Source organism: Clostridium sp. AM46-21 (assembly GCF_003480025.1).
GTDB lineage: Bacteria > Bacillota > Clostridia > Lachnospirales > Lachnospiraceae > Coprococcus > Coprococcus ammoniilyticus.
The window spans coordinates 89,519-109,688 of the sequence record NZ_QUIB01000009.1; the positions used below are offsets into that span (position 1 = coordinate 89,519).

A 20,170-nucleotide genomic window follows, 5' to 3' on the forward strand; every position below is an offset into this window, starting at 1 on the left:
ATCATCTTTCTGCAATACATCTGTATTTTTCTTTTATCTTACCCAGAGATAACCATTTACATACTGGTGCCGCTGCAATACAACACATTCAAAAATTCCGGTAATGTTCCATTTCTGCTCTGCAATACCATCTCACGATCTAAAAATTATGATCCAATATAATAAAGGCTTAAAGACCGTATATTTTCTGTATACAATCTTTAAACCTTATTAATTACAGTATTTTTTCTTATTGCATCAATTATTATGATTGTTTTGTCGCACAGGCTTCGATCTGCATCGGCTCTACACCACGAAGCTCGATGATCGGATTGCCCTTGCCATTTACATAATCTCCGGTTATGATCACCCTGCCAATGCTATCATCTCTTGGGATCTGATACATGATATCCAGCATGAATTCCTCAATGATCGCCCGAAGCGCTCTTGCTCCTGTATTCTTTTCAAGTGCTTTTTCTGCGATCGCTTCATATGCAGAATCATCAAACTGAAGATCTACCTCATCCAGTGCCAGCAGCTTCTTATACTGTTTCAGGATTGCATTCTTCGGTTCCTTTAAGATCTTGATATACATATCCTTATCTAACGCATCCAATGTGAATAAGACAGGCAGTCTTCCAAGAAATTCCGGTATCATACCGAATTCCCTGAGATCCTCGTTGGTCACCTTCTTTAAGATATTCGGATCCTTGTCGTATTTGTCCTTCAGATCTGCGCGGAAACCGATCGAGGACTGTTTATTCAATCTTGCTTTAATGATATCTTCGATTGCCGGGAATGCCCCGCCACAAATAAATAAAATATTCTTTGTATTGACCGTTGTCATAGGAACCATTGCATTCTTGCTTCCGGAACCAACCGGAACCTCAACATCTGCGCCCTCCAACAGCTTTAACAAGCCCTGCTGAACGGATTCTCCACTCACATCACGGCTGTTGCTGTTCTGCTTCTTTGCGATCTTATCGATCTCATCGATAAATACGATTCCCTTTTCTGCTTTTTCAACATCATTATCAGCGGCTGCCAACAGCTTTGACAATACGCTTTCTACGTCATCACCGATATAACCGGCTTCCGTAAGTGTGGTCGCATCTGTGATCGCAAGCGGTACATTCAACAGCTTTGCGATCGTTTTTACAATATAAGTCTTACCACAGCCTGTCGGCCCTACCATCAGCATATTGGATTTCTCAATCTCGATATCATCCATGGAATCTGTCAGTACACGCTTATAATGGTTATATACTGCAACAGACATTACCTTCTTGGCATATTCCTGACCGATCACATATTCATCTAACATTGCTTTGATCTTATGCGGTGCAGGGATCGTTGCAAGTGTCATTTCCTGCTCTTTTTTCTTCGGCTTTGCCGCTTTCTTCTTCACCTTCTGTTTATCCGGTATATCATTCATTCCCATCAGTCTGCTCATGTCAATATTTCCCATATTGGAAAGATTGGAGAGATCCAGGAACTGCATTCCGCCAAATCCGCCCTGATTCAGATTATCAAAGGTCTTCTGCATACAGTCTGCACAGATATGTATATTGCCCGGCATATCGATCAGCTTTCCGGCAACACTTTCCGGTCTTCTGCAGAGATAACAATATTTCTCGTATTCGTCCTCATGCTTGTCTTCTGTTTTATGATCATCAGTCACCGTCTGACTGGTCAGTTCTTTATTTTCATCATCATTTCTATAATCAGACATTTTCATCCTCCATACTTTTGTTTCCTGTCTAAAACAGCTATCTATATTAAATGATATAACTCTGCTACATGATACCACAGATTCCACCCATATGAAAACAGTATTATTTCTGGTAAAACGGTTAAATTTTTCTAAATAATTTTCTTATTGCCACCCTCGATTAATTAAATTAAGTACAGCTACTCTCATTCCTCCCTGTTTTCCTGTTCTTTCTTCAGATAATATACAAAATCTCCCATTCTGTTCCACTTGTAGAAATGAAACCGAGAATATGGTATCATATCTTTAGTTATATATGTATAGAATGGAGGGTTATACATGAAGAAATTATCAATTATTGTCCGTTCTGAAAAACTGGATGATGTAAAAGCCATTCTGGACGAATGCGGATCCACCGGTGCTACTGTATCAAATATTATGGGATATGGTAATCAGAAGGGTTATAAAACAACATACCGTGGAAGTGAATATGTGGTTAACCTGATTCCGAAGATCAAGATTGAAACCATCGTCAAGGATGATGTTGCCGATAACATCATCTTTAAGGTATGTGAAAAGATATCAACCGGAAAAGTCGGCGACGGCAAGATCTTCGTCTATGATGTTGCCGATGTCATCCGTATCCGTACCGGCGAACACGGTGACACCGCCTTATAACATCTACCTGTCATACAAATAAATCCGCTGTGCTATACCACACCTGTTATTCCGCAAAACACTTCCGTTCTAGTCCTCGAGCAACGGTACATAAAGCTGCAAAAGACGCAACTTAAGTACCGGTCTCGGACAAGGTTTGCTTCATAACAGTGTAATATAGCACAGCGGATTTGTTTGTATGACAGCTACGTAAGAATCAAATGCAAGTGTTCTGCGAAATAAAGTTATAGCTACCACAAGCACAGGCTTTTATAGCGGCTGTTATATTCCGCGAGCTTTGCGGACACAGGCTTTCATTGCTTCGATCACGGAGGAACGGAAGCCTTTTTCTTCTAAAACGCGAACAGCTTCTATCGTTGTTCCGCCAGGTGAGCAGACCTGATCCTTTAATTCACCCGGATGTTTTCCCGTTTCAAGTACCATCTTTGCACTTCCAAGCACGGACTGTGCTGCAAATTTATATGCCTGTGCTCTTGGCATACCATCTGCACTGCTCCATCTGCCATAGCTTCGATCAATATATAAATATATGCCGGAGAACTTCCGCTGACCGATACACATACATCCATCAGATTTTCCGGTATTGTCTCTACTTCACCAAAGCTTCCAAGAATCTGAAGAACTGTTGCATAATCTTCATCGGTAACATATTCATTCCGACATGCTCCTGTCATACCCTCACCAACCAGTGCCGGTGTATTTGGCATTGTCCGGACAAGCCTCACAGCTCCTCCAAACTGTTCCTGTAACCAGTCTAATGTTTTTCCCGGTGCTATACTGATCACAATCTGCTCTTTACGGACTACGTCCTTTATCTGAGCGATCACCTCCGGATAATACTGTGGTTTTACCGCCAGAACCAGAATATCACTGTTTTCTGTTACCTCCAGATTATCGGTTGATACCTTTACTCCAAGCTCTTTCTGAACTCTGTCAAGTGTCGCTTTCGTCTTTGCAGATGCTATGATATTCTCTGCATCTATGATCTGCTTTCTGATAATTCCCTTTATGATCGATGTTGCCATATTGCCACAGCCAATAAAACCAATCTTCATATTTCACTTCTTCCTTTCTAATTATACAGAAAAAGCAGCATCCTTATGTTAAGAACGCTGCCCTTCCAACTATTTATAGATTAAAGACTGTAAGAACCTGATTCTCCATCAGCTGTATAGTATACCATACCTGTTTCTGGCTGGTAATATACGTTCAATTCCTTAACTGCCTTATTGCCAAGTGCTTCTTTTGCTTTTGCTACAATGTCAGAAACATTGATCTGTCCATTGTTATATTCAACAAAAACTGTCTCTGTTGTCTTAGCTGCTGGCTTCTTTGCTGCCGGCTTTTTAGCTGCTGGCTTTTTCTCTTCTTTTACTTCTGCCTTTACTGGCTCAGCCTTTACTGCTGCTTTTACTTCTTTAGCAGCTTCAGCTTTCTTTACAGCTTCAGCTTTAGCAACAACGCTTTCTACTGTTGCCTTTTTTGCAACAACCTTTTTTGCATCTTCAGTCTTCTTAGTAGCCATGATTAACACCCTCCGTTTTAAAACTAATTTCTATCACTTTACTTATGTAACAATTCATGTATGTATTCTTTATTCAAGCTAGGATTGATATTACTCCATTTTCCTTTTTTTTTCAATACAAGTACTGTTTTTTCTCCGTTTTGTACCACAGAGTGTTTTTTTTCATGAAAATCAAAGTCATTTTAGACAAACAAAACTACCAAATTTTATGAAATTTGGTAGTTTATATGGTTGTTTTGTATAATTTGCATAATTAATTCGTAAGAATTTTGACAATTTCGTCCATTTTCATGCCGTGTGATCCCTTGATCAAAACAACATCCTCTGGTCTCATAATAGCCATCAGATAAAGTGCCACTTCTTCATTATCCATAAATGAAAATGTTTTTGCATACTTTGTGTCGCAGACATCCAGTGCCTTTTTAATCTCCAAAGCTTCCTTTCCGATTACCACAACCTCATCGATCTTCTTGTCCCGCAGGTATTCTCCGATCTGATAGTGATAGCTGGCACTGTCAGCTCCCAGCTCAAACATATCTCCCAGTACTGCGATCTTTTTTCCCTCGCAGTCCATATCACAAAGCACATCAATGCTTGCCTTCATGGAATCCGGGCTTGCATTATAGGTATCATCGAGGATCGTATATCGATTCTCCATATGGATGAGTCTCTGTCTCTGTCCTTCAAAATGTTCAAAGGCTTTTGCTGAAATTGTTATCGGAATTCCCATCTGATATGCAACTGCAATACCTGCCAGTGCATTTCTCACGTTATGTTTTCCGAGGATATCCATGGTAACATGAACGGTCTCACCATTATGAGTACAATCAAATTCCATGCCCTGCTCTCCACATTTTACATTGGATCCCTGAAAATCACAAATTTCATCTATACCAAAAGTAAGTGTCCGACATGGCATATCCGCTTTTATCTCACGCAGTAATGGATCATCTCCATTTAACAGCAACAGGCCGTCCTTATTCATATGATTGATAATAGACAGCTTCTCTTTTCTGATATTCTCCTGGGTTTTCATAAATTCAATATGTGCAACACCGATAATCGTCACCACACAGATCGATGGCTTTACAATCTCAGACAATATCTCCATCTGACCAGGTTCACTGATCCCCATCTCGATCACCGCAGCATCATATCCATCTGTCATTCTGGAAAGTGTCATCGGTACACCGATCTGTGAATTTTCATTTCCATTTGTCTGAAAACAGCGTTTTGCTGTGCTGACAGCCGCTGCAATCATCTCTCTGGTCGTTGTCTTTCCTACACTTCCTGTCACTCCAATATACGGAATATCATACCGGTCACGGATATCCATTCCAATTGCCTGAAGTGCTTTCATCGTGTCATCAACACGGATAAACGGCTTCTCTGAAATAACAACATTATCATGCTCCGATGTCAGAGTTGCAGACGCTTTCTCCATAGCGGATTCAATAAAACGATGTCCATCAACTTTATTACCCAACAGAGGAATAAACAAATCTCCCGGCTGTGCTTTTCTGGAATCAATACACAGGCCTGTGATCGGTGTATCTTCATCGCCGCAAAGCAGGAAACCTCCTGTTGCTTTCACAATATCTTTTACTGTAATATTTTTCATTTTTCCCCTATCTGCCTTTCCAGAACAGTTTCATAATTTTATATAAAAGCATGCACTGCATGCAGGCTGTAAAAAATGCCTGCGTCCATTCTATCACATGTATATGCGAATTTCCAGTATTCTTGTATATATATTCCCGTTTTCAGGAAAGATTAAGATTCGACCAGAACTGTTCTATGCTCTGCGAAATCTGATCAAAATTTCCAAAGACCGCATCCTGCCACTCCACCGGAAATAACGAATTATATTCCCCGGTTCCAAATCGTTCATCTAGCAACAGGATCACTCCGGCATCCGCTTCTGTCCGGATCACGCGTCCGGCTGACTGAAATACTTTATTAATGCCCGGATACAGGTATGCATATTTAAAACCATCAACCGATGAGCCAGCATATGCCTCCATACTCTTTCTGGCATTAAAATAGTCCATCATGATCTTTCTCTCATTGCACACCTGCGGAAGTCCCGGACCTACTACAACCGATCCGATCAGCCGTTCTCCGGTCAGATCAATCCCCTCAGAGAAGATCCCGCCCATGATACAAAAGGCAACCACATTTCTTTTCGCTGAAAAATGATCCAAAAATGCTTCCCGGTCTGCCTCCTTCATGTTCTGTTCCTGACAGAGCAGTTCCATGCCAGAACAATCACCCTCTATCATCTGCTCATAGACCTCCTGAAGCATCTTATAGGATGGCAGAAACACCATATAATTTCCGGAATGTGCGTTAAACAACTGCCTGATATATTCAGCCACGCGCTTATACTCCTTTACAGACCGTCTGGTATATTTCGTAGATACATCCACACCAACCATGATCTGTCGTTTCTCCGGATCAAACGGAGAAGGAATATAGATAGCCTGATCGGTCACCGTATCGGACAGCATCTCCATGTAATATTTTACCGGCAGGATCGTTGCCGAAAAGAAAACAGTCGATACACCCTTATCCAGGCAAAGCTTCAGATTATTCGCCGGATGGACGCAATATAACCGAACCATAAATCTGCCATCCGACTTAAGCTCATCATAGATCACATAGCTGTCATCGATCAGATCCGCAATATTTAAAAATGTCGTAAGTGCAAAATAAAACTCCAGTATCTCCTTACGTTCCGGGATCTGTTTGTAATCTTCTAAAAAAGCCTCCATCGTCGTATGAAGATGCAGCAGCTTCAGATATAGAACCCCAATATCATTTAAAATCTGATATCCATGCTCCGGACATTTTTTCTTCAATTCCAGGAGCTCCCGGTTGCAGGATTCCAGACTCCGTGCCAGTTTTTTGCTGTACGGCATTACCAGCCTCTTTACAGCAAGGAAATCTTCTTTATACAGCGTGGCACTGTACATGGACGATGCCCGGTCCACCAGATTGTGTGCTTCATCTACCAGAAATACATACCGTCCTGTATCATATGCTGTCTGTGAAAAGAACCGCTTCAGATTCACTCTCGGATCAAACACATAGTTATAATCTCCAATAATAGCATCTGCAAACAGGCTTGCATCCAGTCCCAGCTCAAAAGGACAGACCTGATACCTTTTCGCATAAGCCCGGATGATCTCCCGATCCATTTTTTCCTCCTGAGTGATCAATTCAAATAATGCATCATTAACCCGGTCAAAATGTCCTTTCGCATAAGGGCAGTGCTCTGCATCACATTCCATCGTCTCATTCAGACATATCTTCTCTTTGGCAGTCAACATAACGGAAGAAAACTTCACTCCACGTTCCCGCAGCAATGTAAGTGCCTGATCCGGCACGGTTCCGGCGATCGTCTTTGCGGTCAGATAAAAGATTTTCGATACCAGCCCGGTTGCAAATGCCTTAACGGAAGGAAACATCGCTGCCATCGTTTTCCCGATTCCGGTTGGAGCCTGCACAAACAATCTGCGCTCCCCTTCAATCGCCTTATACACACAGGCAGCCATCTGCTTTTGTCCTTTCCGATATTCATATGGAAATTCCAATTCTGTAATTGACGCATCTCTGCTTCTTGCATGTGATACAGCATGATCAACCCATTTCATCATCTCATCCACTGTATCATGAAACCATTTCTCAAGAAATGAACAAGAAAACACATAAAAAAAATGTTTTACTTCTTCACTTTCCAGATTCACATATGTGATCTGTACATTGATCCGATCCAAAGACTGCTCTTTTGCATAAATATAGGCATAGCACATTGCCTGTGCTACATGAACTGTTTCCGGCACTTCGATATCAGCAAGTTTTCTGTATACACCTTTGATCTCGTCGATCGTAACATCCGCAGGCTCATTCATTTCCTGCATCTGACCGATTGTTCCGGCAGAATTTTGTTCCATGAAGTCTTCACCGACTTCCAGATCCAGACTCTCCGTTTTTTTGAGCAGCAGCCGGCTCCAATATCTACCCTCTACCCGAATCACCTGCCGCTCAATTTCCTTCTTCTTCCTGCTTCGGTTCTTTTCACCTCTCAGATCTATGATCCCATCTGCTCTGCCCTCTACCGTAACATCCAGATCATGAATTCCTTTCTTCATCGTGATCTTTAAAGGAACTTCTGCATCATAATAAGACCCTGCCATTTTCTGAAGCTTCCGATGCATCTTACTTCCTGCATTCATTGCTTCCTTTGACAGAGTCCCATTACTGCTGCTTGTAATATCGCCGCATCTGTATATAAATTCTACCATATGCCTGACCGAAACTTTAAATTCCATAATTCTTATTTGTAAACAATAGCTGCTGCCAGCTTCTCTGATGTATCCTGATCTGTCAGGATCTCAACCAGCTTCAGACCAAAATCAATAGCTGTTCCCATACCTCGGCTTGTAATTACCTTACCGTCTGTTACTACACTGTCATATAATACTTCCGCACAATGAAGTCCCGCCTCCATTCCCGGATAGCAGGTAGCCTTCTTATCCTTTAAGATGCCAAATGCTCCAAAAGCAGTAGGTGCTGCACAGATTGCTGCAACATATCTTCCTGCTTCATACTGTCCGCATACAAGATTCCTTACCTTCTCATTTGCGATCAGATTCGTCACACCGGGCATACCACCCGGAAGTACGATCATATCTGCATCATCTGCAAGTTCACTGATTTTCTCATCCATCTTTACTGTGATTCCATGTGAACCTGTAACCGTATCCTGATCGTCTGCTGCCACCATAAGGCAGTCAACCTTTGCACGTCTTAACAGATCTACAACGGTCAATGCTTCTACTTCTTCATATCCTGTTTCAAATAACATTCTGACTTTCATGCTTCTGCCTCCATTCTTAATGTCCGAAAACTCTTGCCATAAATGCAAGTCTCTGTTCTTCATTCATACTGCTTAATGCGCTGTTATGATACGCTCCATCCATAGATACATCTCTGGTAAACCAAGCCGGTGCTGCGAAATTATCTGCATCTTCCTTTGTCTCAAATTCGACTTCTGCATAGATCAGCCCCTGATACAGCCCCTCAAAGACATCCAGTTCAATCTTAAGTCCTGCATCTTTTTCCTTATCGCCGGTTGTTCCCTCTGTATCCGTAAGCGGGATGATATACCGACGTTTCGTCACCAGATTTCCATCAACCTTACCAAGCAACCGTTTATAATCCGTCTCATTCATCGGAAGCTCGAATTCCTGTCGTTCCAGTAATCCGCTTGACTTTACTGTAAGAATATATTGTTCATCTGCCTTTCGGATACGGATGACGGGGCTGGTCGAGATATACCCCTGCTCCAGTTTCTTATATGGATACGCTTCCAGTGAAAACGGTATCTCTTTTATCAGATATTTTCTTTCGATCTCCATAAAAGCCTCCTTTTATATCGCCCTTTATAACCAATCCTCCGGTGGTGCCGTTGTTCCCACATGACTTGCGATACCTCTGTTTATCATGGAAAATGCCAGGATCAGAGTGATCACAAACATGATCGATGATGGAATCAGGAAGTCCAGACAGGTATTCACGGATGTCAACAGCATCGGTAAAGTCAGTCCGTAAAGACATACCCGGAATACATTTCCATAGGACAGCCCTGTATGAAGACCTTTCGCAAGTGTCCGTGCAACGATCGAAAATACAAGTGCAAGGAAGATCATCTTTATTACACTTCCGAACATCATTACAATGTACATAATGACAATAGCCACATAGAACGCCGGCACTGCGGATGCAAGCTGATCATTGTTAAACCCATCATAGAATAATTTGTCGAGATCCATCGTTGAATATTCATACGTCTGTCCGCCGTTTATCATTCCCATAACTACATTCTCTTTGCCAAATGCAATATACACGCCATTTGTCTTGATATCATCAAGTGTAATTCTGTCATAATCCGTATTCATATATATCGTTGCATTTCCAATATCCAGTGACATCTCTGATTCTGCCGTAAGCTTACCATCCTCGATCACAAACTGCGGAACCTTATTCGTGATCAGGTTATTTAACCCTCCCACATGCATGATAAAGGTAATGACACCGATTCCAAACTCGATAAAGGTCAGGATAAAAGCAATCAGAATCATAAATCCTGCCGTCTTGCTCGCTTTTAACTTCGTCAGATGCTTATAATTTTTCGGGCTGGATACTGCGATGGCTAACTGATCGACCATCGTTACTTTTGAATATTCTTCGTCCATTAGATAATCTCCATTTTTTTCATAGCTTTATAGATTCCGTCTTCTCTGACATCATCCGCTACAAGACGGACTTTCTTCTTCAGATACTCCGGACCTTTTTTCATTATAATACTATTTGGCACATATGCCAACATCGGTTCATCATTACTTCCGTCTCCAAACGCATAGGCATTTTCTAATGGCAGGTCAAAATAATCAAGCAGATACCGGATACCGGTTGCCTTCGTATATCCCTTTGGTACGACCTCACAAAAATTTCCCTCTCTCTGGATATACATATAATCTTTTTCCAGATATGTCTTAAACTCTTCCAGATACGGAGTGTCAGCATCATACCATGCACAAAATTTATCAAAGATATGATCATTTGCCGGATCATCATTCTCCATATAGGTGCTGGTCGCTTTAAAATAACTGATCAGTTCTTTTAAATGCTCATTATCGGAAAAAGCAGAGCTGGTAAATACCTTGTCCGCGTGTTCAAATACGGCATCCATTCTATATTCCTTACATTTCTGAACAACGCCTGCACAGACCACATATGGTGTATCATGATGAAACAATGTCTCTCCATTATAAACAATATGCGTTCCACAGCCGCAGACAAAGCCATCAAGCCTGCGCTTCTGATCTCTTCTGTCACATTGCAGAATACTCTTCCCGTATTGATAAATGCCAGGTGCCCGTTCTCTCTTGCCTTTTGTATTGCCTCTTTTGCACTGTCCGGAAAATACCGTTTTCCATCATCCGTGATCAGAGTTCCGTCGATATCAAAAAAGAGAATCTTTCTTGTCTTATTCATATCTATTTCCTCCGTTTATTATCGCATAAGAACAAAAACGCTCCACGCAGTATGAATACATTCAGGGTTCTATGACCTTTGCATCATAAAACCCTGAACCTCGTTTATACTATGCAATTTTTATAACTGCTTCATCAGGTCAATCATCTCAAGTGCGCCCATTGCACAATCGTAACCCTTGTTACCTGCCTTTGTTCCGGCACGCTCGATTGCCTGCTCAATATTCTCTGTTGTTACAACACCGAACATAACAGGAATACCGGATTCAAGTGAAACAGATGCGATTCCCTTGGACACTTCATTACATACATAATCATAATGACTGGTTGCTCCACGGATAACTGCTCCAAGGCAGATCACTGCATCATATTTTCCTGACATCGCCATCTTCTTGGCTACAACCGGAATCTCAAATGCTCCCGGGACCCATGCAACAGATATGTCATCCGGATTTACGCTGTGACGTAATAATGCATCCTCTGCACCGCTTACCAGTTTTGATACGATAAATTCATTAAATCTTGCTGCTACAATACCGATCTTGGCACCATTTGCTACGATCATTCCTTCAATCTTCTTCATTTTATTATCCTCCTGTTATTGATTCGATCTCAATATTTACAATTGCTTATTCTCTGTTACCACTAAATCATTATGCATATAATTCCCAGTCCATATGGCTTTACAGATCAAGTATATGACCCATCTTTTCTTTCTTTGTCTTCAGATAAAATGCATCAAATTTGCCCGGCTGCATCTGGATCGGTACTCGTTCCACAATCTCAAGATTGTATCCTGACAAACCATATACCTTTAATGGATTGTTCGTAAGCAGTCTCATCTTTCTGACACCAAGGTCTACTAAGATCTGTGTTCCAATCGTGTAATCTCTTGCATCCTCAGGGAAGCCAAGCTTCAGATTTGCCTCTACGGTATCTAAACCCTGATCCTGTAACTGATATGCTTTGATCTTATTGATCAGACCAATCCCACGTCCTTCCTGTCTCATGTACAGAAGCACGCCTCTGCCTTCCTTTGCGATCATCTTCATCGCTGCATCATACTGCTGGCCACAGTCACAACGGGCTGAACCAAGTGCATCTCCGGTCAGACATTCGGAATGAACTCTGCATAATACCGGCTCGCCATCCGTGATATCACCCTTTACCAGTGCCACATGATGCTCGCCATTTAATTTATTGATATATCCATAGATCGTGAACTCCCCATATCTGGTTGGCATCTTTGCCTTTGCTACACATTCTACAAATACTTCATGTTCCTTACGATACTGAACTAACTTTTCGATCGTGGAGATCTTCAGGTTGTGCTCCTTGGCAAATGCAAGCAGATCATCTTTTCTTGCCATTGTACCATCATCCTTCATGATCTCACAGCACAGACCACATGGCTTCAAGCCTGCAAGTCTGCACAGATCAACCGTTGCCTCTGTATGTCCGCCTCGTTCAATCACTCCGCCCGGAACAGCACGTAATGGGAACATATGACCCGGTCTGCGGAAATCCTCCGGCTTTGCAGCTTCTTCTACGAACTTTCTGGCTGTAATGCCACGCTCATACGCTGAGATTCCGGTTGTAGTGCTTACATGATCAACAGAAACTGTAAATGCAGTACAATGATTATCTGTATTTGTGATGCACATCTGCGGAAGATTTAATTTCTCCACATAAGAATCATCCATCGGCATACAGATCAGACCTCTTGCATATTTTGCCATAAAGTTCACATTCTCCGTGGTCGCGAATTCAGATGCGCAAATGACATCTCCTTCGTTCTCTCTGTCTTCGTTATCGAGCATAACGACCACCTTACCGGCTGCCAGATCTACTAATACTTCTTCTATACTGTTTAATTCCATCTGTCTTTACCTCCATAGGAACATTTATTTTATAAGAATCCATTTTCTGCCAGAAAATTCATATCTACTTTTTTCCCTGCATCCGGTTCTTCTTTGTCTTTAAAATGGAGCAGCTTATCTACATATTTGCCAATCACATCGTTTTCCAGATTGACCACTGCTCCGGTCTGCCTGCGGATCAACGTTGTCTCCTCCGCCGTATGTGGGATGATCGAAACCTTGAAGCAGCGATCATCGACATAAGCAACCGTCAGGCTGATTCCATCGATCGTAATCGATCCCTTCTCGATGATATACTTTAATAGCTTTTTATCACATGTTATTGTCACCCAGATTGCATTTTCTTCTCTAGTGTACTCTGTGATCACCCCGGTTCCGTCGATATGTCCGGATACGATATGTCCACCAAATCTTCCATCTGCCGCCATCGCCCGTTCCAGATTTACCCTGCTGCCGGAGCTTAAGGTTCCGAGATTGCTTCTTCTTATCGTCTCTGCCATCACATCTGCCGTAAACAAATGCCCCGACATTCCTGTGATCGTCAGGCATACCCCATTGACAGCTATGCTGTCACCGATCTCGCTTCCCTGCAGAACCTTATCTGCCTCTACGGTCAGGCGACCGGATGATGTGCCTTTTTCTATCTTCTTAATCGTGCCTGTCTCTTCCACAATGCCTGTGAACATGACTGCCTCCTTTTCGGGGACGTTTTTTTGCAAACAGTCATTTCGTCACCCCATTGACTCTTGTTCCGTAAAACGCTTGCGCTCTATTTTCATGTAACGGTACTAAACTCACTGCCCTTTGCAGTTCGTTAAGGACCGACATGAAAAAAGGTTACTACACAAGATCAATGGAGTAACAAACTGACTATTTACAAAAAAACTGTCAACCTAATTAATTAACAACTTACTCGCTGAATTACTTCTTTTAACATGTTAAGTTCCTATATAACTTAACATAAAAAAAGCCAGAGAACTATGTCTCCGGCGGGTTGTTTGTTATGAAATGTTGTTGCAGATTTCTTTAATATTTTTTCATACAACAGCATATTGTAAAACATTCAACTACACATTCCATCATGTCCGTATTCATGTTTTAATTTCAATTTGCTATTGAAATTCTCTCTGCATTCTTCTTTCATCCAGACTTTACTGTCGGCTTTGGATTCTCACCAAATCATGCCTTACGGCTCGCGGGCTCACATAGATTACTATGTATACCGCCGGTGGGGAAATGAGCCCCGCCCTGAAGACTTCAACATGGTTATATTGGCACAGTTTGTTATGTTTGTCAAGCTGTTATCTGAAAATACTGAAGCATAATATCTGCTCCAAACCTCTGAATGGAACCAAGCTCAAACGGATAGGATTCTGCCGGTGATTCTACTCCCACACCACCGACCGGCGTATAGCCTGCACTTCCACCAAAAATCTTCGGTGCTATATAGACATCGACCTCTTTTACAATGCCTGCTTTTAATGCACTTTCATTTAAAGTGCCTCCACCTTCAAGCAGAATTCCGTCTATATTTCTTGCTCCGAGCTGTTTCATCAGTTCCTGCAGATCCACATGACCATCCACACTCTCCGTCTCGATGATCTCAACACCTGCCCCGATCAGCTTCTGCTTCTTATCTGCCTGATCCTCTGACTGTATGGTTGCAAGAATCGTCGGTACTTTCGATGCTGTTCTAACGATCTGGGAATCCATTGAAATCCGAAGTCTGCTGTCGCAGATAATTCGAACCGGATTTCTTCCTCCCTCTATCCTGCAGGTAAGCGACGGATCATCTTTTATCACCGTCTCGCTTCCGACCATGATACCTGTAAGTGCATTTCTCTGCTCCATTACATGGGCTCTTGCTTCTTCGCCGGTGATCCATTTACTCTTTCCACTGTATGTTGCAATCTTCCCATCCATAGTCATTGCATATTTCATTACGACATATGGTGTCTTATTTACAATATAATGGAAAAATACCGGATTCAGGCTGTCACATTCTTCTTTTAATACATGTGTGATAACTTCAATTCCTGCATCCCGTAGTATCTGATATCCCTTTCCAGATACAAGCGCATTCGGGTCATCTGATCCGACATAGACTCTGCTGATCTTATGCTCGATGATCGCATTCACGCACGGAGGCTGTTTGCCATAGTGGCAGCAGGGCTCCAGCGTCACATACATTTCCGCGCCCGCTGCGTCCTCTGTCAAATGTGCAAATGCATCCCTCTCCGCATGAAGCTCTCCGTATCTTCTGTGATATCCCTCACCAATAATCCGCCCATTCTTTACGATCACTGCTCCAACCAGCGGATTCGGATTTACCGCTCCGATTCCTTTTTTTGCCAATTCAATGGCTCTCCTCATATATGTTTCCTGCATACTGTCTAACCTCGTATTTCCTATCTGACAATTATCTGTTTCTTATATACTTCCTGTATATTTCTTGACAAATCCGTTTTACACTATTTATAATTTTACTATCTTATACTATTGGAGTTTAACATGTTTCAGAAATTTTATCCATCAGAATATTATACATCAACCTATGTCATTGATTTTGCCGAATATTATAAAAAGGGCTATCGCGGCATCTTATTTGACATCGACAATACCCTTGTTCCCCATAATGCTCCGGCAACAGAAGAAGCAATCAGACTTATCCAGAAGTTAAAAGAGATCGGATTTGGTATCTGTCTGGTATCCAATAACAAAGAGCCCAGAGTTGCGGAATTCAACAAGCCTTTGGATGTAAAGTACATCTATAAAGCCGGAAAGCCAAAACGCACCGGTTACCAGAAGGCCATGCAGCTTCTTGGTACTGATACAGCAAATACCCTCTTTGTCGGCGATCAGTTGTTTACAGATCTCTGGGGCGCAAATAACACCGGTATCACTTCACTGTTAGTGATGCCCATCGACAAAAAAGAAGAGATCCAAATTGTCCTGAAGCGGATCCCTGAAAAATGGATTTTGCATTCCTACCTGAAAAAACATCAGATTGTACGGTAAATCAGGCAGGCATGTTCCATAAAAATAGTATCAGTTCTCATTTTTCTAACAATAAAGAGGTATACATTTCAGATCTAAGTTTTTCATCTGGAATGTATACCTCTTTTTATTTGCTCTTATTGTCTAAGCTTTTATACTAAACTAACATATCCATATTCAGACGTTTGATTACCTGGAAGGATTTTGCACGAAGCTCTTCTGCATCAAACTGTGACAGCATGGTATCTTTGTCCCACTTTGTCTTCATCAGTGCATTTAACAGATCTTCGATATACGCCTTTACATATTTTACATTTTCTTCCGACTTGTCTTTCAGAAGAACTACGATGTTATCAATTGCTTCAATCACACCGGACTCCTGCTGCTTTACAGGTGCCTGACCTGATTCATCAGATAACTCGATAACCTTACCTGTCTTGGTAATGATTACCTTCTTATTCGGAGAGCTTGCAGCCTTTGAAGTTCCCTTCTTGTCAAGCATTCTGTGAATTACTTTTACAAGACATGCAACAGCATAAGTTGCTTCTTCTGCAGTTGGCTTCTCAAGCCCCTTGTCATTATGCTGATTCCATAACCACTCAGACTTACACAACATTTCTTCTACAGATGCATCACGTAGTAATCTTGCAAGGTCTGCATCAGCCGCTGAGCTTTTGTTCTTTCCGAAGAAACCACCACCGGATGTCTGTGTCTCCTGACCGTACTTTGCAGGCAATACAATCTTTGCATAAGTTTCCTGTAAATACTTCTTTGCTGTATTCAGATCATATCCTGAGCTGATGATCTGCAGCTTACCACCGCCAAGTCCATTAACGATCATATCTTCAGCAGCCATAAATAACAGGTGCTTCTGTCTGTCGTCGATCATCTTCTTGATCTCATAGTTGGTCTTGCTCTTCTCAAGGATTGAATTCTTACGAACCTTAAATGCCTTGATCTTTTCCTTTACACTGAAGAACTGCTTCAGAAGATTTGGATTTGCATTTACATAATTATTGATCCATGTTAATTCAATGTACTGATGCTCGATCTTATTTGAAATCTCATATACATTGTATCCGTCAAATACAACATTTAATGTTGTATAGAGAAGTTCAAGCATCTCATACTTTTCTTCCCATGAACGTGTTGACATATCCTGATTTACGATTGCCTTGATACCACATTCGTAGAATACAAGGTTATATTCATACAGACCTTCAAAGATATTTGTCTTGCCATTCAACTGAGAACCGGTTCCAAGTGTCTGAAGATTCTTCTTCATCTCCGGTTCATCCTCGATATATTTGTATACCTTCTTGATAAATCCTGAAACCTCAGCAAGAAGAGTATCGATCCTCTTGTTGTAAATCTCCTGCTTGGAGATAGCAGATACAACGCTTCTGGACAGTACACTTGTACTCTGTGCACTGTTACAGTTACGAATCAGCTCCTTGAAATTCTCATATACCGCAAGATTGTCAATTGGAATGTATTCTGCATTTAATCCGTAGAATTCAAATGCTTTTCCATAATTCTTGTCATTGATATATGCATTAAACAAGCCAATGCTGAACTGAATCTTATAATCATTTCCAACATGTGGATCTTCCACTACATAGTCAAAGAGAACTTCCAGATTGTTGATGTATGCATCTGATTTTGCTGATGAAAGTGGGAGTCCCATCTCCATTACAACATTGATCAGATCCAGATATCCCATCACTGCCTTATCAAAGTTCTTTGGTCTGTCGTCATCCTCTAAGATCTGATAACTTACATTGATAAGTAATGGTGCGATACGCTCGCCGATCAGCCGCATAGCCTCCGGGAACTTCTCTGTCTGATACAGATAGATCAACCAGATGCTGTATCTGTAAATACCAGTTGCACTGATAGGTGCATCGATGTCTGATGGATCAATATCACCATAAATAAATTTAAATAATGGCTCTATCCACTCTTCAATCTCATAACGTCCGGTTGCCTTAATATTAAAATCAACGAATTCAGCAAGCTCATATAACTTTGTACACTGAGCCTTTACTTCATCATCAACCATCATGGATGATAAATCAAAATTACTGTCTTTCAGATAATCAATAACAAGTGCATAAAAACCGTCCTCAACCTGCTCGTTCAAAAATCTGATCAGTAATCCTTTGTTATTGGATGCTGCTATGGATAGAACATTATTATCATTGTCTGATGCAATGTTAGCTGGTAGCATATTCTATTCCTCCTTTTTTGTCTATTCTTTGTATGCTTTCGATAAAATTTCCTTCATATTTATAACTATATCACAAAACATTTTACTCTTCAATCAGTTTTTGGTAATTTCTACAAATCGTCATTGTGCATAATTGCTGAAAATACAAATCCTATGAATTGAAAATCGTTTTGTCAGTATTTACTAATCAAGTCCTGCCATATGAAGGATTGCCATCGCATTTGTCGTTGTACATCTGCCATCCTTCTTCTTATAATCAAACTTTAACTGATCACCTTCATAGTACTCCTCAAAATGATAATTTGCTGCCGGCACTCCGCTCTCACTCTTCAGCTCACACAGTTCAAAATCGTGCGTAGATACAAGTGTCATGGAATGATCATCCGACAGCTTTCGGATCACCTGGGTTGCTCCTACAATACGGTCTGCCGAATTTGTACCTTTAAATATCTCATCGATCAGACATAACATCGGCATTTCATTCTTCTTATATTCAACCATCGACTTGATCCGGAGTATCTCTGCATAAAAGGTTGATATACCATTACTGACATCATCCGTCACGCGCATGGATGTAAATATCTTCATGTAATCTGCATGCATTTTCTCTGCGCATACCGGAGCTCCGGCATATGCAAGGATCAGGTTGATGCCAAGGGTTCGTAAAAATGTTGTCTTGCCGGACATGTTAGAACCGGTAATGATCGTAGCTCCCCCTTTAAAGGCTGCATCATTTGGAACTACCTTCGACGGATTGATCAACGGGTGACGCAAATTTTCTGCTGATACTTCTACTTTCTCATGTCTTGTCACCTCCGGATAGGACACCTCTCTGGTACGGGCAAGTACTGCAAAGGATAACAATTCCTCCATTCTTGAAATCGCATGGATCCAGTCCTTCACCTGACTGCCATACTGGTCTCTCCACTTATCCATCATAATTCCAAGATGAAAATCCCATAAAAACAATCCACATAATACCTGATGTACGATTGGATTATAACGGATATTGAATGCTGCGCTGATACGCTCCAGCTTCTTTACAGCATTCAGTGCTCCGGAATCTGTAGAGATTGTATTCTTGATATCATTCAACAACTCTGAATCAAATGTTTCACCGGAGACCAGTTCAAACATCCGGATATAGTCATTGATCACATATCCAAATGAGATCATCGGCATAACCGCCTGTCCTGCAACACCTGATGTGATCCATGCAAACAGCAAAACTACAAAAAAGGAGATCAGGGAATATCCCAGATTGACTTTTCCCATAATACCCAGAATCAGAAGCACGATCGTTATCAACGGAAGCAGAAAACGAAGCACTTGGAAAATCTCCGGTATATGATCATCACTGGTACAATAGGCAACAAATTCATCGGATGAATATTTTTTCTTCTTTCCGGTTTCTGACTTCACACACAATGTCTCAAAGTCCATGGAGAAGTCATGCTTCTCTGCAAGCTCCTGTATCGCGATCTGACGTTTCGTTCTGTCCTCTGCCGCAAATTCAGGCTGTCTTAACGTTTCAGCAAGCATCTGCCTGCCATCCTCTGTTCCTGCCACACAGATAAACTGATAGATGGAATTCTTTCCCATAATATCCAGATCCTTTGCTACAAGATCATCATCGGTCAGATACTCGGAGCCATCTTCTGCGAACTCCTTCCAACTATCATCATAACGTTTCATATACCGCTCATATACGATCACCTTTGCTTTCGTATATTCCAGTTCCTCATTCAGCTTACCATGCCGGAACACCAGCAGTACAAAAATAACGACAGCCACGATACCTACTGCAAGAAACGGTATATTGGAATCATATAGTCCGACGATCAGTCCGCCCAGCATCACAAGGAACATCAGGAACCGGATTGTACCAATATTGGAATAACTATGTTCCAGCTCCTTCTGTCTCTTTTTTAAATCTTCTAACTCTGTCTTAAATCGACCCATTTTTCTTCCCCCTCTGATCTCTGCTATTTTTATTTGTTCTTAATTTTATCTTCATATATGTCCTTTCAATCCTCTTCCAGGAAAATCCTCACGCTGATCAATATACGATCATATATCTTTCAAAACTATAGCATACTTCATCTTATC

At 41.4% G+C, this 20,170-nt stretch carries 16 protein-coding genes, 1 pseudogene and 1 riboswitch; of the genes and pseudogenes, 2 read left to right on the forward strand and 15 right to left on the reverse strand.

Annotation, left to right across the window (positions count from 1 at the left end; translation table 11 throughout):
* Window positions 1-244: 244 nt before the first annotated feature.
* Entirely contained in the window at window positions 245-1,711 is a 1,467-nt protein-coding gene (gene clpX, locus DW959_RS07860; RefSeq protein ID WP_117821909.1) for an ATP-dependent Clp protease ATP-binding subunit ClpX, read from the reverse strand.
* A gap of 318 nt (window positions 1,712-2,029) precedes the next feature.
* Between clpX and DW959_RS07865 the strand changes: the two genes are divergently transcribed.
* Window positions 2,030-2,368 (forward strand): P-II family nitrogen regulator, encoded by a 339-nt coding sequence (locus tag DW959_RS07865; protein WP_008402931.1) that lies wholly within the window; start codon window positions 2,030-2,032, stop codon window positions 2,366-2,368.
* Between the two features lie 261 nt (window positions 2,369-2,629).
* Here the strand turns inward: DW959_RS07865 and proC are convergent.
* The 12 genes and pseudogenes from proC to ribD form a co-directional block, all read right to left on the reverse strand.
* A pseudogene (gene proC / locus DW959_RS07870) lies at window positions 2,630-3,423 on the reverse strand (pyrroline-5-carboxylate reductase).
* 80 nt (window positions 3,424-3,503) lie between these two features.
* The gene (locus DW959_RS07875; RefSeq protein ID WP_117807390.1) at window positions 3,504-3,893 is read right to left on the reverse strand and encodes a DUF6465 family protein; all 390 of its coding nucleotides are present in this window, start codon (window positions 3,891-3,893) and stop codon (window positions 3,504-3,506) included.
* 253 nt (window positions 3,894-4,146) lie between these two features.
* On the reverse strand, window positions 4,147-5,514 hold the full coding sequence (gene murF, locus DW959_RS07880) for a UDP-N-acetylmuramoyl-tripeptide--D-alanyl-D-alanine ligase (protein ID WP_117821912.1): 1,368 nt from the start codon (window positions 5,512-5,514) through the stop codon (window positions 4,147-4,149).
* A 142-nt stretch (window positions 5,515-5,656) separates the two neighbouring features.
* The gene (locus DW959_RS07885) at window positions 5,657-8,200 is read right to left on the reverse strand and encodes an ATP-dependent DNA helicase (RefSeq protein WP_226800982.1); all 2,544 of its coding nucleotides are present in this window, start codon (window positions 8,198-8,200) and stop codon (window positions 5,657-5,659) included.
* Between the two features lie 32 nt (window positions 8,201-8,232).
* Complete coding sequence (locus tag DW959_RS07890; RefSeq protein WP_117821914.1) at window positions 8,233-8,775, reverse strand: DJ-1 family glyoxalase III; 543 nt, start codon at window positions 8,773-8,775, stop codon at window positions 8,233-8,235.
* 16 nt (window positions 8,776-8,791) lie between these two features.
* Entirely contained in the window at window positions 8,792-9,316 is a 525-nt protein-coding gene (locus DW959_RS07895; RefSeq protein ID WP_117821915.1) for a CYTH domain-containing protein, read from the reverse strand.
* A 24-nt stretch (window positions 9,317-9,340) separates the two neighbouring features.
* Window positions 9,341-10,153 (reverse strand): DUF1189 domain-containing protein, encoded by an 813-nt coding sequence (locus DW959_RS07900; protein WP_117821916.1) that lies wholly within the window; start codon window positions 10,151-10,153, stop codon window positions 9,341-9,343.
* Entirely contained in the window at window positions 10,153-10,716 is a 564-nt protein-coding gene (locus DW959_RS07905) for an HAD-IIB family hydrolase (protein WP_279220993.1), read from the reverse strand. The genes DW959_RS07900 and DW959_RS07905 overlap by 1 nt, the downstream gene beginning before the upstream one ends.
* Before the next feature lie 359 nt (window positions 10,717-11,075).
* Window positions 11,076-11,537: a 6,7-dimethyl-8-ribityllumazine synthase gene (ribE, locus tag DW959_RS07910; RefSeq protein ID WP_008402941.1), complete on the reverse strand. Its 462-nt coding sequence runs from the start codon at window positions 11,535-11,537 to the stop codon at window positions 11,076-11,078.
* A gap of 100 nt (window positions 11,538-11,637) precedes the next feature.
* Window positions 11,638-12,834: a bifunctional 3,4-dihydroxy-2-butanone-4-phosphate synthase/GTP cyclohydrolase II gene (locus DW959_RS07915; protein ID WP_117821918.1), complete on the reverse strand. Its 1,197-nt coding sequence runs from the start codon at window positions 12,832-12,834 to the stop codon at window positions 11,638-11,640.
* 29 nt (window positions 12,835-12,863) lie between these two features.
* A complete protein-coding gene (locus DW959_RS07920) occupies window positions 12,864-13,520 on the reverse strand; it encodes a riboflavin synthase (protein ID WP_117821919.1) in 657 nt (218 codons plus the stop codon).
* A 442-nt stretch (window positions 13,521-13,962) separates the two neighbouring features.
* Window positions 13,963-14,094: riboswitch (FMN riboswitch) on the reverse strand.
* A gap of 33 nt (window positions 14,095-14,127) precedes the next feature.
* Window positions 14,128-15,222 carry a bifunctional diaminohydroxyphosphoribosylaminopyrimidine deaminase/5-amino-6-(5-phosphoribosylamino)uracil reductase RibD gene (ribD, locus tag DW959_RS07925; protein ID WP_117821920.1) on the reverse strand — a complete coding sequence of 365 codons (1,095 nt, stop codon included), beginning with the start codon at window positions 15,220-15,222 and terminating at the stop codon, window positions 14,128-14,130.
* Window positions 15,223-15,345: 123 nt separating this feature from the next.
* Here ribD and DW959_RS07930 point away from each other — a divergent pair, with 123 nt between their 5' ends.
* Window positions 15,346-15,852: a YqeG family HAD IIIA-type phosphatase gene (locus DW959_RS07930; RefSeq protein WP_117821921.1), complete on the forward strand. Its 507-nt coding sequence runs from the start codon at window positions 15,346-15,348 to the stop codon at window positions 15,850-15,852.
* Between the two features lie 136 nt (window positions 15,853-15,988).
* Here DW959_RS07930 and DW959_RS07935 read toward each other — a convergent pair whose 3' ends face one another.
* Together DW959_RS07935 and DW959_RS07940 are read right to left on the reverse strand one after the other, a co-directional pair.
* On the reverse strand, window positions 15,989-18,061 hold the full coding sequence (locus DW959_RS07935; protein WP_117821922.1) for a hypothetical protein: 2,073 nt from the start codon (window positions 18,059-18,061) through the stop codon (window positions 15,989-15,991).
* Between the two features lie 183 nt (window positions 18,062-18,244).
* Window positions 18,245-20,023, reverse strand: a complete 1,779-nt coding sequence (locus DW959_RS07940; RefSeq protein WP_021944366.1) for a mutS domain V protein — start codon at window positions 20,021-20,023, stop codon at window positions 18,245-18,247.
* Between the last annotated feature and the right edge of the window lie 147 nt (window positions 20,024-20,170).

Bases quoted from the DNA above. Each gene is read 5' to 3' on its own strand.
- clpX (WP_117821909.1), bottom strand. From the start codon at position 1,711: ATGTCTGATTATAGAAATGATGATGAAAATAAAGAACTGACCAGTCAG.
- DW959_RS07865 (WP_008402931.1), top strand. From the start codon at position 2,030: ATGAAGAAATTATCAATTATTGTCCGTTCTGAAAAACTGGATGATGTA.
- DW959_RS07875 (WP_117807390.1), bottom strand. From the start codon at position 3,893: ATGGCTACTAAGAAGACTGAAGATGCAAAAAAGGTTGTTGCAAAAAAG.
- murF (WP_117821912.1), bottom strand. From the start codon at position 5,514: ATGAAAAATATTACAGTAAAAGATATTGTGAAAGCAACAGGAGGTTTC.
- DW959_RS07885 (WP_226800982.1), bottom strand. From the start codon at position 8,200: ATGGTAGAATTTATATACAGATGCGGCGATATTACAAGCAGCAGTAAT.
- DW959_RS07890 (WP_117821914.1), bottom strand. From the start codon at position 8,775: ATGAAAGTCAGAATGTTATTTGAAACAGGATATGAAGAAGTAGAAGCA.
- DW959_RS07895 (WP_117821915.1), bottom strand. From the start codon at position 9,316: ATGGAGATCGAAAGAAAATATCTGATAAAAGAGATACCGTTTTCACTG.
- DW959_RS07900 (WP_117821916.1), bottom strand. From the start codon at position 10,153: ATGGACGAAGAATATTCAAAAGTAACGATGGTCGATCAGTTAGCCATC.
- ribE (WP_008402941.1), bottom strand. From the start codon at position 11,537: ATGAAGAAGATTGAAGGAATGATCGTAGCAAATGGTGCCAAGATCGGT.
- DW959_RS07915 (WP_117821918.1), bottom strand. From the start codon at position 12,834: ATGGAATTAAACAGTATAGAAGAAGTATTAGTAGATCTGGCAGCCGGT.
- DW959_RS07920 (WP_117821919.1), bottom strand. From the start codon at position 13,520: ATGTTCACAGGCATTGTGGAAGAGACAGGCACGATTAAGAAGATAGAA.
- ribD (WP_117821920.1), bottom strand. From the start codon at position 15,222: ATGCAGGAAACATATATGAGGAGAGCCATTGAATTGGCAAAAAAAGGA.
- DW959_RS07930 (WP_117821921.1), top strand. From the start codon at position 15,346: ATGTTTCAGAAATTTTATCCATCAGAATATTATACATCAACCTATGTC.
- DW959_RS07935 (WP_117821922.1), bottom strand. From the start codon at position 18,061: ATGCTACCAGCTAACATTGCATCAGACAATGATAATAATGTTCTATCC.
- DW959_RS07940 (WP_021944366.1), bottom strand. From the start codon at position 20,023: ATGGGTCGATTTAAGACAGAGTTAGAAGATTTAAAAAAGAGACAGAAG.